13 protein-coding genes are annotated in these 12,423 nt (G+C 65.0%); 6 read left to right on the top strand and 7 right to left on the bottom strand.

Annotation, left to right across the window (positions count from 1 at the left end):
- Nucleotides 1-13: 13 nt before the first annotated feature.
- The 3 genes from M2432_RS14165 to M2432_RS14155 form a co-directional block, all read right to left on the bottom strand.
- The gene (locus tag M2432_RS14165) at nucleotides 14-1,096 is read right to left on the bottom strand and encodes an acyl-CoA dehydrogenase family protein (protein ID WP_280827446.1); all 1,083 of its coding nucleotides are present in this window, start codon (nucleotides 1,094-1,096) and stop codon (nucleotides 14-16) included.
- Complete coding sequence (locus M2432_RS14160; RefSeq protein ID WP_280827445.1) at nucleotides 1,083-1,919, bottom strand: acyl-CoA dehydrogenase family protein; 837 nt, start codon at nucleotides 1,917-1,919, stop codon at nucleotides 1,083-1,085. The genes M2432_RS14165 and M2432_RS14160 overlap by 14 nt, the downstream gene beginning before the upstream one ends.
- Before the next feature lie 66 nt (nucleotides 1,920-1,985).
- Nucleotides 1,986-3,392, bottom strand: a complete 1,407-nt coding sequence (locus M2432_RS14155) for an AMP-binding protein (protein ID WP_280827444.1) — start codon at nucleotides 3,390-3,392, stop codon at nucleotides 1,986-1,988.
- A gap of 92 nt (nucleotides 3,393-3,484) precedes the next feature.
- Here M2432_RS14155 and M2432_RS14150 point away from each other — a divergent pair, with 92 nt between their 5' ends.
- From M2432_RS14150 to epsC, 3 genes are all read left to right on the top strand, one after another.
- Nucleotides 3,485-3,781: a 2Fe-2S iron-sulfur cluster-binding protein gene (locus M2432_RS14150; protein ID WP_280827443.1), complete on the top strand. Its 297-nt coding sequence runs from the start codon at nucleotides 3,485-3,487 to the stop codon at nucleotides 3,779-3,781.
- Nucleotides 3,782-3,904: 123 nt separating this feature from the next.
- Nucleotides 3,905-4,840, top strand: a complete 936-nt coding sequence (gene cysK, locus M2432_RS14145) for a cysteine synthase A (RefSeq protein WP_280827442.1) — start codon at nucleotides 3,905-3,907, stop codon at nucleotides 4,838-4,840.
- Between the two features lie 3 nt (nucleotides 4,841-4,843).
- Entirely contained in the window at nucleotides 4,844-5,428 is a 585-nt protein-coding gene (gene epsC / locus M2432_RS14140) for a serine O-acetyltransferase EpsC (RefSeq protein ID WP_280827441.1), read from the top strand.
- A gap of 86 nt (nucleotides 5,429-5,514) precedes the next feature.
- On the opposite strand, the gene M2432_RS14135 is transcribed toward epsC, so the two are convergent.
- The 4 genes from M2432_RS14135 to M2432_RS14120 all read right to left on the bottom strand — a co-directional run bounded on the left by M2432_RS14135 (nucleotide 5,515) and on the right by M2432_RS14120 (nucleotide 9,586).
- Nucleotides 5,515-6,546: a CoA transferase gene (locus M2432_RS14135; RefSeq protein ID WP_280827440.1), complete on the bottom strand. Its 1,032-nt coding sequence runs from the start codon at nucleotides 6,544-6,546 to the stop codon at nucleotides 5,515-5,517.
- 76 nt (nucleotides 6,547-6,622) lie between these two features.
- Entirely contained in the window at nucleotides 6,623-7,579 is a 957-nt protein-coding gene (locus M2432_RS14130; protein WP_280827439.1) for an LLM class F420-dependent oxidoreductase, read from the bottom strand.
- On the bottom strand, nucleotides 7,576-7,983 hold the full coding sequence (locus M2432_RS14125) for a cobalamin-dependent protein (RefSeq protein ID WP_280827438.1): 408 nt from the start codon (nucleotides 7,981-7,983) through the stop codon (nucleotides 7,576-7,578). The genes M2432_RS14130 and M2432_RS14125 overlap by 4 nt, the downstream gene beginning before the upstream one ends.
- Nucleotides 7,984-8,008: 25 nt before the next feature.
- The gene (locus M2432_RS14120; RefSeq protein ID WP_280827437.1) at nucleotides 8,009-9,586 is read right to left on the bottom strand and encodes a methylmalonyl-CoA mutase family protein; all 1,578 of its coding nucleotides are present in this window, start codon (nucleotides 9,584-9,586) and stop codon (nucleotides 8,009-8,011) included.
- A 193-nt stretch (nucleotides 9,587-9,779) separates the two neighbouring features.
- Here M2432_RS14120 and M2432_RS14115 point away from each other — a divergent pair, with 193 nt between their 5' ends.
- Genes M2432_RS14115 through M2432_RS14105 form a run of 3 tightly spaced genes read left to right on the top strand, consistent with a single transcriptional unit; the run spans nucleotide 9,780 to nucleotide 12,411 of the window.
- Nucleotides 9,780-10,622, top strand: a complete 843-nt coding sequence (locus tag M2432_RS14115; RefSeq protein WP_280827436.1) for an NAD(P)-dependent oxidoreductase — start codon at nucleotides 9,780-9,782, stop codon at nucleotides 10,620-10,622.
- An 8-nt stretch (nucleotides 10,623-10,630) separates the two neighbouring features.
- The gene (locus tag M2432_RS14110; protein ID WP_280827435.1) at nucleotides 10,631-12,112 is read left to right on the top strand and encodes a fatty acid--CoA ligase family protein; all 1,482 of its coding nucleotides are present in this window, start codon (nucleotides 10,631-10,633) and stop codon (nucleotides 12,110-12,112) included.
- A complete protein-coding gene (locus M2432_RS14105) occupies nucleotides 12,109-12,411 on the top strand; it encodes a hypothetical protein (RefSeq protein ID WP_280827434.1) in 303 nt (100 codons plus the stop codon). Before M2432_RS14110 ends, M2432_RS14105 begins: the two co-directional genes overlap by 4 nt.
- Nucleotides 12,412-12,423: the final 12 nt, after the last annotated feature.

Genomic DNA, 12,423 nt, shown 5'->3' with positions numbered 1-12,423 from the left:
GCGCAAGCGCTCATCACAAACCGAGGATGCGCTGCGCGATAATGTTCTTCTGAATCTGTGACGTGCCACCCATGACGCTCTGGGCGCGGCTGTACAGGTAGGCACTCAGCAATTCGGGATCTCTGGTTCCGGTGACTGCCAACGCGGCATGACCGACAGACTGCTCCACCCAGGTCATCAGCAGCTTGTCCAGAGACCCGTTGGGGCCGTGAGTGATTCCGTCGAGCTGCTCGGAAAGCCGACGACGCACGTGCAGACGCAGCATCTCGGCCTGCACGCCGGCCCAGGCCAGGTCCTCGGGCAGTCGACCCTCGTAACCGGAAGCCATCTGCCGCACCAGTTTTCCGTACCGCGCCGAGTAACCCAGCGTCGAAGGCTCGCGCTCGTGGCTGACTACGGTCATCGCGAGCTTCCAGCCGTCACCCGGTGCACCGACCATGTTGGCCGCAGGCACCCGGGCGCCATCAAAGGCCACCTGGCCGAATTCGGTTGTCACACCGTTGATCATCTGCAGCGGCCGCTGCTCGATGCCGTCCTGGTGCATCGAGACGATGAACGCCGAGATGCCCTTGTGGCGCGGCACGTCCTTGTCGGTGCGGGCCAGCACCAGGCACCAGTCGGCGACATCGGAGTAGCTGGTCCAGATCTTGTGCCCATTGATGACGTAATCGTCACCGTCGCGCACCGCCGTGGTGGTCAGCGACGCCAGGTCAGAACCGGCACCCGGCTCGGAAAACCCTTGGCACCAACGCTCGGTGCCGTTGATCATCCCCGGCAGGAACCTCTGCTGCAGTTCCTTGCTGCCGTGGTGGCCCAGGCCGACCACCAGGTAGCCCAGGGAAGGACGCGGCGGCGCGCCGGCCCGGGCGATCTCCTCGTCGACGATGACGTCGTACACCGGAGCCAGGTCCTGGCCGCCGAACTCCTTGGGCCATGAGGTCCCGAAAAATCCTGCGGCGTAGAGCGCTTGGTGCCACTCACCCATCCGGGACCAGTAGTCGTCGCCAGAAGCCTTGTAGGTCTTGGCGTTATCGGTCAGCCAGCCGCGCAACCGTTCCCGGAATGCGGCTTCCTCCGGCGAATCACGAAAGTCCAAGGTCGCTGACCTCCAAGTCCTCAAGCTTGACGGGCCACGTGTCGGTGGCCACCAACACCCGGCGCAGGTACACGTGCGCCAGGCATTCCCAGGTGTTTCCTATGCCGCCGTGTACCTGAATGGCGGTCTCGCACACGGTTCGAGCGGCCCGCGCGCAGTAGATCTTGGCGATCTTTGCGGCCCGGACAGCTTCTTCTCCGGGCAGTTCGTCGACAGCCCAAGCGGCATGGCGCAGGACGCTGATCGAGCCCTCGATCAACGCCAGACTTTCGGCCAGCAGATGACCGATCGCCTGGTAGGAGCCGATCGCGGCGCCGTACTGCTCGCGCACCTTGGCGTACTCGGATGCCAACGCAAGTGCACCACGAGACGCACCGACAAGGTCGGCCGCGGTCACGGTCAAAGCCAAGGCCTGCCAACGCAATGCGTCCTCAGCAGACAGCGAGGCCAGTTCGGCGGGCGATTCGACAACACCACGGAAGCCGGCGGTCAGGTCGACCCCGGCGCCGACACTGTCGGGCTCCCCGGCGACGGTCGCCGGTGCGGTACCGGTCCGCTGCGCCAGGTCATCGGCCAGGATCGGTCCGACGAACGGGACGTCCACCAGACCCCGGGCGAATTCCTCCGCGACGATGGCCACCTCCACACCGGAGGCGCCATCGGTGCGCAAGGTACGGAAACCTGTTGCATCGACAGCTTTTTCGAGGCGGGCTCGACGGGCCTCATCGTCCAGCTCGGCGACCGAGCCGGGACCGAGCTCGCCGGCCAGACTGGCCGCGGCCTCCCGCAATTGTTGTTGTTCGGCCGTCAGACGGACGTCCACTAGAGCCCTCTGTTCTTCGCGCAGGCGCTCATACTGAGCCTCTGTTCTTCGCATAAGTGCTCATGCTCAGAGCCCTCTGTTCTTCGCGCAAGCGCTCATCACTTGCTCCCTTAACACTCGGCGTAACACCTTTCCGGATGGGAGACGTGGAATCTCCGGGACGAAAACCACATTCGACAGTCGTTTGTAGGGGGCCAGGCGGTCGGCGACCAGCGCGGTCAGTTCGCCCGCATCGACCTGGCCTGAGCAGGCGACCGCAGCGATCACGGCCTCACCGTTGACTTCGTCTGGTACCCCGAACACCGCACAGTCGGCGACCGCCGGATGTCCGAGCAGGACGCCTTCGATTTCGGCTGGGGCAACTTGGAATCCGCGGACCTTGATCATTTCCTTGGAACGGTCAGTGATGCGGAGCCAGCCGTCGGCGTCCAGGTAGCCGATGTCGCCGGTGCGGTACCAGCTGTCCTCGAAGACCGATTCGGTATCGGCGTCAGGCAGATAGCCGGACATCACGGCTTCCGAGCGCACCTGGATTTCGCCGACACCGTCCGGACCGAGCACGTCGTCCGAATCCAGCGCCCTGATGCGAATCTGTACACCCGGCACTGCCTTGCCGACAGTGTCGAGGGTTCCGCCTATTTCGTTGCAGGAGAACAACACCACTTCAGTCGAGCCACTCGCGGTCAACCACTGCACCCCGGTGCGGCGGGTCACCTCCTCGGCGACGCTCGGCGTCACCGGCGTCGCACACCACATGATGTAGCGCAGTGAGGACAGGTCGTAGGACTCGAGGTCCGGGTGGGCGGCAAGCGCCAAAGCGATTGGCGCGACAGCCATCTCGACGGTGATGCGGTCATCCTGAATGTGCCGCAGCATGGCGTCGATGTTGAAACGCGAGTGCAGCCGCAGCCAGACACCGGCGTCCAGGGCTGTGAGGATGTTCAGTAGACCCAGAATGTGCGACGGCGGAGTCATGATCTGCATGCGGTCCGAGTCGCTGAGCCCGAGCACAGTGCGCCATTGCGCGATGGCAGCGGCCAGTCCCCGATGGGTATGCCGAACGGCCTTGGGCATGCCGGTGGTGCCGGAGCTGAACACCAGCACTGCTTCACCATCGGACGGCGCCGGATCGACGTGGCCTTCCGACAGCTGCTCATCAAGGTGAAGCATCGGCATCAGCGCGGCCAGCACCTCGTGGTCACCGACGGCCGCCACCGGACTGGTCAGGGCCAGCGCGTGCCGCACCTCGGCTTGCTTCCATGCCGGGCTGAGCAGGACGACCGAAGCGCCCAGCCGCCAGACAGCCAGCACTGCGACCACGAACTCTGGGCGATTGGAGGACATCAAGGCCACCCGGTTGCCGGCCACCACGCCGCGGCGGCTCAACTCGGCAGCCATAGTGTCGACGAGCGCGTCGAGATCGGCGCGGCTGTACTGCCGGTCGCCGCACACGAGCACGACCCGATCAGCCACGCATCCTCCTCGGCGACTCCGGTTGAGAAGATACTATCATTATCGGAGAATAGTATTCTCGCAATATCAGAATGCCAATGTCAGGAGGGTCAATGACCGCAGATTCGCTGGTAGCGGGCGAAGTCACCATCGTCTTCGATCGCAAGACCACCTCGGTCAGCCAGGTTCCCGGTGAGACCATCCTGGAGACGGCGCGCCGAGCCGGGCTGACCCCGCCGTTTTCCTGCGAGGCAGGCAACTGCGGCACCTGCATGGCCAAGCTGACCGAGGGCGCCGCGAGCATGCGCGTGAACGACGCCCTCACCGAGGACGAGGTCGAAGACGGCTACGTGCTGACCTGCCAGGCCGTTCCCACTACTCCGACAGTGGTCTGCGACTACGAGGACTAGGCGCCGCTCCCCCGTCAACGACCCGCGTTTTGCCTCACCCCGATCCATATCCGCCCATGTCGGACCGAATACGGTTTGATGTAGGTAGGCCGCGGACTGGTCGGCGATGGCAGGAAGGCAGCGATGGGCACCATTTATAGCGATGTCACGGAGTTGGTCGGGCGCACGCCGCTGGTTCGGCTCAACCGCCTGACCGCAGGGCTTGATGCGCAGGTGGTGGCCAAGCTGGAGTTCTACAACCCGGCCAACAGCGTCAAGGACCGGATCGGGGTGTCGATTGTCGACGCGGCCGAGCGCTCCGGAGCTCTCAAGCCAGGCGGCACCATCGTGGAGGCCACCAGCGGTAACACCGGTATTGCGCTGGCGCTGGTGGGCGCCGCCCGTGGTTACAAGGTCATCCTGACCATGCCCGAGACGATGTCAACGGAACGGCGGGTAATGCTGCGGGCCTTTGGTGCCGAAATCGTGTTGACGCCGGGATCGGAGGGAATGGCCGGCGCGGTGGCCAGGGCCAAGCAGATTCTCGCCGAGACGCCGAACTCGGTGGCTGCCGACCAATTCGCCAACCCTGCGAACCCGGCGATCCACGAAACCACCACCGCCGAAGAGATCTGGGCCGACACTGATGGCGCAGTGGATATCTTCGTTGCCGGTATCGGCACCGGTGGCACCCTCACGGGTGTCGGACACGTCCTCAAGGCACGCAAGCCCGGGGTCCAGATCGTGGGCGTGGAGCCGCTGGATTCCCCGATTCTCACCGGCGGCGATGCCGGGCCTCACAAGATTCAAGGCCTGGGCGCCAACTTCATCCCCGAGATTCTTGACCGCCACGTATACGACGAGATCATCGACGTCGCATTCGACGACGCCATCATCACAGCCCGCGCGCTGGGTACCGACGAGGGCATCCTCGGCGGCATTTCGGCCGGGGCGAACGTGTGGGCTGCGCTGGAACTTGCCAAGCGTCCCGAGAACGCCGGCAAACTGATCGTGGTGATCGTGCCCGACTTTGGAGAACGGTACGTCTCCACTGCCCTGTACGAGCACATCAGGGACTGATCAATGTCTTTGTGGTCCTCCGTCCGCGAAGACCTCGCCAATGCCCGCAGTCACGACCCCGCCGCTCGCGGTGATGTCGAGAACGCACTGGTGTACTCAGGTCTGCACGCGATCTGGTCGCACCGGATCGCGCATCGCATGTGGGCACAACCGATACTGCGTGGACCGGCGCGCATCCTGGCGCAACTGACCCGCTTCCTGACCGGCATCGAGATACACCCCGGAGCGACCATCGGTCGTCGGTTCTTCATCGACCACGGCATGGGTGTGGTGATCGGTGAGACGGCCGAGATCGGTGATGACGTGATGCTCTATCACGGTGTGACGCTCGGCGGCCGTAGCCTCCAGCACGGCAAGCGCCACCCCACCATCGGTGACCGGGTCACCGTCGGTGCGGGTGCCAAAATCCTGGGGCCGGTGAGCATTGGTGCCGATTCCGCGATCGGCGCCAATGCTGTTGTGACACGGGATGTTCCGCCGGAATCCATCGCCACGGGCATACCGGCGGTGGTGCGTCACCGCACCGAACGCCAGCGTGAACAGTGCGTCGATCCGACCAGTTACGTCGACCCGGCGATGTTCATCTAGTACCCATCCACGCGCCGAGATCGACGTTTTGGCCGGCTCTACTCGCACTTTGCGGCCCGTTTGTCCGTTTGGGCGCAAAGGTGGGGTCAGGTGTCGGCGCCGAGGACCGGTGGCGGACGGTAGTCCGGGGTGTAGCTGTCGACGCGGATGGAACTGCCCACCAATCGGTATGGCCCGGCCTGCACGACGATTTCAGGCAGTGCCTCCAGAGCTTCCGGCAAGGTACGTACCGCCGCGGCCGGGATGCCCAACGGCTTGAGCCGCGCCTCCCAGTTCAGCGCGGTGTCGGTGGCCAGCGCTGCCGAGACCACGGCTAGTACCTCGTCGCGGTTGGCAGCCCGCTCGGCCATTGTGTCGAAGCCCGAAATGCCGGCCTCGCCGGCGAACGACCGCCAGAAACCGTCGTGGGTGATGAACAGCGCCAGGTAGCCGGAAGCAGTTGGAAACAGTTGTGCCGGAACGTAAAACGAGTGCGCGCCGAATGGCCGGCGCTGCGGTTGCACACCACTGTTCAGATACGCCGACGCGTGGTAATTCAGCTGCGACAGCATGACATCGCGCAGATTGACATCGATCTGGCCGCCGCGCCCGGACACGATCTGCGCCAACAGCCCAAGGGCCGCAGTCAATCCGGTGGAGTTGTCCGCCGAGGAATACCCCGGCAACGTGGGTGGGTCGGACGGGCTCCCGGTCAGCGCGGCAGTGCCGGTCGCCGCCTGCACGATGTAGTCGAATGCCGGGTCGTCACCGTCGTACAACCCGAAGCCCGTGATCGCCACGCAGACGATCTTCTCGTTGTGCTTGCGCAGCGCGTCGTAGGTCAGCCCCAGTTTGTGGATCGCCGACGGCTTCAAATTCACCAGCAGCGCATGGGATTCAGCCACCAGTTCGCCCAGCCGCCGTTGGCCCTCATCGGTCGCCAGCTCCAGTACGACGCTGCGCTTGCCCCGGTTGAGACTGGCGAAATAGTCGTCGCTGACCTGCCGGGAGATATCCCCGGTAGGCGGTTCGAGCTTGGTCACCTCAGCGCCCAGGTCGGCCAGCATCAAGGTGGCGTATGGGCCGGCCAGCATGGTGCCGACCTCGAGAATCTTGATGCCGGCGAGCGGTCCTGTCATTGCGCCGAGACTACGGTTTGTGCCGGGATCCGGCCGGAAACCCCACAGGAACCGTAGTTTCGGCGCGAGGTATCCGTCATCGGACCTGCTTGGCGAGCTCCGCAATCACCTCGCGGGTGCGGTACTTCGACGCAATCAGCTCGTCGCGGTTGTCACCGATCGGCAGCAACCGCACCGACAGATCCGTCACGCCGGCATCGGCGAACTGCTTGAACCGCCGCAAGATTGCATCTTCATCACCGGCTGCGCACAGATCGCCAACGTCACGCGCATCGCCACGCTCCAGCAACCGTTGGTAGTTAGGCGACACCTCGGCCTCACCCAGGATTCGGTTGGCCCGCTCTTTGGCCTCATCGACTTGCGAAGGAGCACAAAGACAGACCGGGATACCGGCGACGATCCGTGGCGCGGGACGCCCAGCACCTTCAGCCGCCCTATTGATCTTCGGAGCAATGTGGTCACCGATCGCCCGCTCATCAGCCATCCACAGCACGGTGCCGTCAGCCAACTCGCCGGCGAGCTGCAGCATGACCGGGCCCAGCGCGGCGACCAACACCGGCATCGGGGTGTCGGCGCCGAGCACCGTCGGGTTGTGCACGGTGAACGTATCGTTCTCCACGTCGACATTACCGGTTCCGGCGATCGCCGCGTTCAGCACCTGCAGGTAGTCGCGTGTGTAGGCAGCGGGCTTGTCGTAGGGCAGGCCCAACATGTCGCGGATGATCCAGTGGTGCGACGGCCCGACGCCCAGCGCCAGTCGACCTTCGGCCACGGCATGGGTCGAAAGTGCTTGGCGGGCAAGAGCGATCGGGTGCTGCGCCTGCAGGGGCACCACTGCCGTCCCCAACTCGATGCGCGACGTGTGCGCCGCCATCAGCGCCACCATGGTCAGGCAGTCGAAGTCGTTGGGCACCTGCGGCATCCACGCGGTATCCATCCCGGCCGATTCGGCCCATTGGATGTCGGATACCAGCTTGGACACCTTGCGCGCCATGTCGCCGCGCTCGGCCCCGATCATCACACCAAGTCTCATGCCTGTGCCTTCTCTGTCAGAGCCCGAACCTCGGTCACCAGCGTGTCCAGGGCGGTTCCGGTCGGAAAGACCGCTGCCGCACCCGCATCCAGGAGTTTCTGCACGTCGCCTTGCGGGATGGTCCCGCCGACCACTACCGCAATGTCGCCGGCGTCGGCCGCCCGCAGCGCATCCACCGTGCGAGTGGTCAGGGCCACGTGCGCGCCGGACAGGATCGAAAGACCCACCAGCGCAACATCTTCCTGCAGTGCAACCGACACGATGTCCTCGATGCGCTGGCGGATGCCGGTGTATATCACTTCAAAGCCGGCGTCGCGCAACGTGCGGGCGACGATCTTCGCACCGCGGTCGTGGCCGTCCAATCCAGGCTTGGCCACCAGAACGCGAACAGGGCTGTCGCTCATCGAATCGCTCCTCGCGTGCGCACCATCAGAACACCACCGGCTGCTGGAACTCGCCCCACACGGACTTCAGCGTCGACACCATCTCTCCCACTGTGCAATACGCATTGGCGCAGTCGATCAGCCGGTGCATCAGGTTGTCATCACCTTCCGCACCCCGGGCCAGTGCCGCCAAAGCCTCTTTCACTGCGACGTCGTCGCGCTCGGCCTTCACCTTGGCCAGCCGTTTGAGCTGCTTGTCGCGCCCTTCGGCGTCGAGTTCGTACGTGGCGAGGTCCGGTGCCGGCTCCTCGACCACGAACTTGTTGACGCCGACCACCGGGCGCTCGCCGGATTCGGTCTCGTGGTGAATCTTGAACGCCTCGTCGGCGATGAGCCCTTGCAGGTAGCCATCTTCGATGCAGCGCACCATGCCGCCGTGTGCGTCGAGGTCCGCCATGATCTCTTTGATGCGCTCTTCTGTGGCATCGGTCAGCGCCTCGACGAAGTACGAACCACCCAGCGGGTCAGCGACTTTGGTCACGCCGGTCTCGTAAGCCAGGATCTGCTGGGTGCGCAGCGCCAGCGTCGCAGATTCCTCGCTGGGCAGCGCGAACGGCTCGTCCCAGGCCGCGGTGAACATCGACTGCACACCGCCGAGCACGGAAGCCATTGCCTCGTAGGCCACGCGCACCAGATTGTTCTGCGCCTGCGGTGCATAGAGCGACGCCCCGCCGGACACGCAGCCGAACCGGAACATCGACGCCTTGTCAGTGGTGGCGCCGTAGCGCTCGCGCACGATGGTGGCCCAACGACGCCGTCCAGCACGGTATTTGGCGATCTCCTCGAAGAAGTCGCCGTGCGTGTAGAAGAAGAACGAGATCTGGGGGGCGAACTTGTCGATGGTCATCCGACCGCGCTCGACGACGGTGTCGCAGTAGGTGACGCCGTCGGCCAGAGTGAAGGCCATCTCCTGCACCGCATTGGCACCGGCGTCCCGGAAGTGCGCTCCGGCAACCGAAATGGCGTTGAACCGCGGCACCTCGGCGGCACAGAACTCGATGGTGTCAGCGATCAGTCGCAGCGACGGCTCGGGAGGCCAGATCCAGGTGCCTCGGGAGGCGTACTCCTTGAGGATGTCGTTCTGGATGGTGCCGGTGAGCTTCTCGCGCGGTACGCCCTTCTTCTCGGCGGCTGCGACGTAGAAGGCGAGCAGGATGGCCGCGGTGCCGTTGATGGTGAAGCTGGTGCTGATCTTGTCCAGTGGGATGCCGTCGAACAAGATCTCCGCGTCGGCCAGCGTGTCCACCGCAACACCCACGCGACCCACTTCTTCGCCGTACTCCGGATCGTCGGAGTCGTAGCCGCACTGGGTGGGCAGGTCCAGTGCGACCGACAGACCCGTGCCACCCTGGCCCAGCAGGTAGCGATACCGCTGATTGGACTCCTCTGCGGTACCGAAACCGGAATACTGCCGGAAGGTCCAGGTCTTGCCGCGATAGCCGGAAGCGAAGTTACCGCGAGTGAACGGGTATTCGCCGGGCGCCGGCGGCTCGGTGGCCCGGTCACTCGGGCCGTATACGGGTTCCAGCGGGATACCCGACGGGGTCTGCACTATCTCGCTCATCACTGGATAACGTACTTGCCAAAAATGAGAATGCCAATACCGGTGCCGGGAAATGTGCACGCAGCACGCTGTTTCTCGGCGTTCAGCACGGCCGACAACCAGGCCGTGCGCGCCCGTCGCCGTCGATCTGCGAATATGCCATTTGCAGAAAATGAGAATGGCAATACCATCAGAGGGATCATCGAGGAGGCTCATGTCCAGCGACAAGCACACTCTTGCCGGCCGCACCCTGGTCGTTTCCGGTGCCAGCCGGGGCATCGGCCTGGCCATTGCGCTCGGCGCAGCCCGTCACGGCGCCAACATCGTGCTGCTGGCCAAGACGGCTGAGCCCCACCCCAAGCTGCCCGGCACTGTGCACACCGCGGTCGCCGAGATCGAGGCGGCCGGCGGCAAGGGCGTCGCTGTGGTGGGGGACGTGCGCAAGGAAGAAGATGTCGCGCGTGCCGTCGACACCGCGGTCGAGCACTTCGGCGGCATCGACATCTGCGTCAACAACGCCAGCGCCATCGCCACCGAGCCCACCGAGGCGCTGGCTGCCAAGAAGTACGACCTGATGATGGACATCAACGTCCGCGGCACCTTCCTGCTGACCAAGGCGTGCCTGCCGCACCTGCGCAAGTCGGACAACGCGCACGTGCTGACCATCTCGCCGCCGATGAACATGAACCCGTACTGGCTCGGCGCACACCCGACCTACACGCTGTCCAAGTACGGCATGACGCTGCTGTCCCTGGGCTGGGCCGAGGAGTACCGCCAGATCGACGGCACCAACATAGGGTTCAGCTGCCTGTGGCCCGAGACCTACATCGCCACCTCGGCGGTGGCGAACTCCCCCGACGGCAAAGAGCAGCTGGAGTCCTCGCGGAGCCCGGAGATCATGGCTGACGCCGCGGTGGCCATCTTCACCCAGGCGGCCGCCAAGGTGAACGCGCAGACGTTCATCGACTCGGACGTCCTGAAGTCCGCCGGGCACTCCGACCTGTCGCGTTACGGTGGAGGTAACAACCCGATCATCGATATCTTCGTAGACAAGTAAGCCGCCTCATGAGCATCTCACTCTTGTTGGAAATGGCCTCGTCGGCCAATCCGGACCGCACTGCCGTGGTGGCCGGTGAAACCCGCTTGACCACTGAGGAACTCAGCGCGCTCGCCGACGGCGGGGCGGGCGTCATCGCCGCATCGGGTGCTCAGCACGTCGCCTATGTCGGCGCCGGTGCATCCATGCTGCCACTGCTGCTTTTCGCGTCGGCGCGAGCCGGAGTTCCGGTGACACCGTTGAACTATCGGTTGTCTGCGGCCGGTCTGGCTGAATTGATCGAGCGGCTTCCCGAGCCGCTGGTGATCGTCGACCCCGAGTACGCCGACGTGGTTTCCGGGATGTCGTCTGCCGACTTTGTCGCCGCAGCCCGCGCTGCCGAGCCGACCGTCGAATTCGCCGACCCGGACTCGGTGGCGGTGGTGTTGTTCACCTCGGGCACCACGTCCAAGCCCAAAGCCGTTGAGCTGACGCACAACAACCTGACCAGCTACATCACCGGCAGTGTCGAGTTCGACTCGGCCGAGCCTGGTGACGCCGCGCTGATCTGCGTGCCGCCGTATCACATCGCCGGCGTCAGTGCCGCGTTGTCGAACCTGTACGCGGGCCGAAAGATGGTCTACCTGCCGCAGTTCGATGCGCGCGAATGGGTCCGACTGGTGCGCGACGAGGGCGTCAGCTCGGCGACCGTGGTACCGACCATGCTGGACCGCATCATCACCGTTATTGAGTCCGAGCCCACCGACCTCGGTCGGCTGCGCACCCTGGCCTACGGCGGCTCGAAGGTCGCCCTGCCGTTGGTACGCAAGGCCCTTGGCCTGCTGCCTGACGTCGGCTTCGTCAACGCATACGGGCTGACCGAGACCAGCTCCACCATCGCCGTGCTGACCCCGGACGATCACCGCGCGGCCTTGGCCTCATCCGACGACGCCGTGGCCCGCCGCCTCAGCTCAGTGGGTCAGCCGGTGCCGGGCGTCGAGGTACAGATCCGCGGCGACGACGGCACGGTACTCGGCGCCGGCGAGACCGGCGAGTTGTTCGTTCGCGGAGAACAGGTTTCGGGTCGTTACACCGGCATCGGCTCGGTGCTCGACGCCGAGGGCTGGTTCCCGACCAAGGATGTCGCGATGCTCGACGACGAGGGCTACCTGTTCATCGGTGGCCGCTCGGACGACACCATCATCCGCGGCGGCGAGAACATCGCGCCCGCCGAGATCGAGGACGTGCTGGTCGAGCATCCGTCGGTACGGGACTGCGCAGTGGTCGGTGTCGAGGATGCCGAGTGGGGCCAGATCATCGTCGCGGTCGTGGTGCCCTCGGGTACCGAGCCTTCGCCTGAAGAGCTCCGCGAGTTCGTCCGCGGCCAGCTACGTGGATCACGCACCCCGGACCGGGTTGTGTTCCGCGGTGAGTTGCCCACCAATGCCACCGGTAAAGTCCTGCGCCGCGACCTCGTTCGCGACCTCACCCCTTCCAAGGAGCCCGCATGATCAAGAACGGCACCCGCCTGCAGAGCCAGGTCTGTGACACCCAGGTGATCGTGGTGCGCAGCGCCGACAGCCTCGACGATCTGTGCGCCGGCGGCGCTCCCATGGTCGCCGTGGGGTCTGATGTCGACAGCTCGTTGTCCCTGGACGCAGCACTGTCCGACGGCAACCTGATGGGCAAGCGCTACGTCGACGACGCCGGCGCCGAGGTACTGGTGACCAAGGCCGGCGCTGGAACGCTGTCGGTCGGGTCAACCCCGCTGGCGATCAAGGAAGCCAAGCCGCTGCCTGCCAGCGACTAGTTTCGCAGGCGG

It is taken from the genome of Mycobacterium sp. OTB74 (genome assembly GCF_029892685.1).
Taxonomy (GTDB): domain Bacteria; phylum Actinomycetota; class Actinomycetes; order Mycobacteriales; family Mycobacteriaceae; genus Mycobacterium.
This window is presented reverse-complemented; position numbering and strand designations above follow the sequence as displayed.

Excerpts from the sequence above, each read along its gene's own strand:
- M2432_RS14150 (WP_280827443.1), top strand. The coding sequence starts at position 3,485 with ATGACCGCAGATTCGCTGGTAGCGGGCGAAGTCACCATCGTCTTCGAT.
- cysK (WP_280827442.1), top strand. The coding sequence starts at position 3,905 with ATGGGCACCATTTATAGCGATGTCACGGAGTTGGTCGGGCGCACGCCG.
- epsC (WP_280827441.1), top strand. The coding sequence starts at position 4,844 with ATGTCTTTGTGGTCCTCCGTCCGCGAAGACCTCGCCAATGCCCGCAGT.
- M2432_RS14135 (WP_280827440.1), bottom strand. The coding sequence starts at position 6,546 with ATGACAGGACCGCTCGCCGGCATCAAGATTCTCGAGGTCGGCACCATG.
- M2432_RS14130 (WP_280827439.1), bottom strand. The coding sequence starts at position 7,579 with ATGAGACTTGGTGTGATGATCGGGGCCGAGCGCGGCGACATGGCGCGC.
- M2432_RS14125 (WP_280827438.1), bottom strand. The coding sequence starts at position 7,983 with ATGAGCGACAGCCCTGTTCGCGTTCTGGTGGCCAAGCCTGGATTGGAC.
- M2432_RS14120 (WP_280827437.1), bottom strand. The coding sequence starts at position 9,586 with ATGAGCGAGATAGTGCAGACCCCGTCGGGTATCCCGCTGGAACCCGTA.
- M2432_RS14115 (WP_280827436.1), top strand. The coding sequence starts at position 9,780 with ATGTCCAGCGACAAGCACACTCTTGCCGGCCGCACCCTGGTCGTTTCC.
- M2432_RS14110 (WP_280827435.1), top strand. The coding sequence starts at position 10,631 with ATGAGCATCTCACTCTTGTTGGAAATGGCCTCGTCGGCCAATCCGGAC.
- M2432_RS14105 (WP_280827434.1), top strand. The coding sequence starts at position 12,109 with ATGATCAAGAACGGCACCCGCCTGCAGAGCCAGGTCTGTGACACCCAG.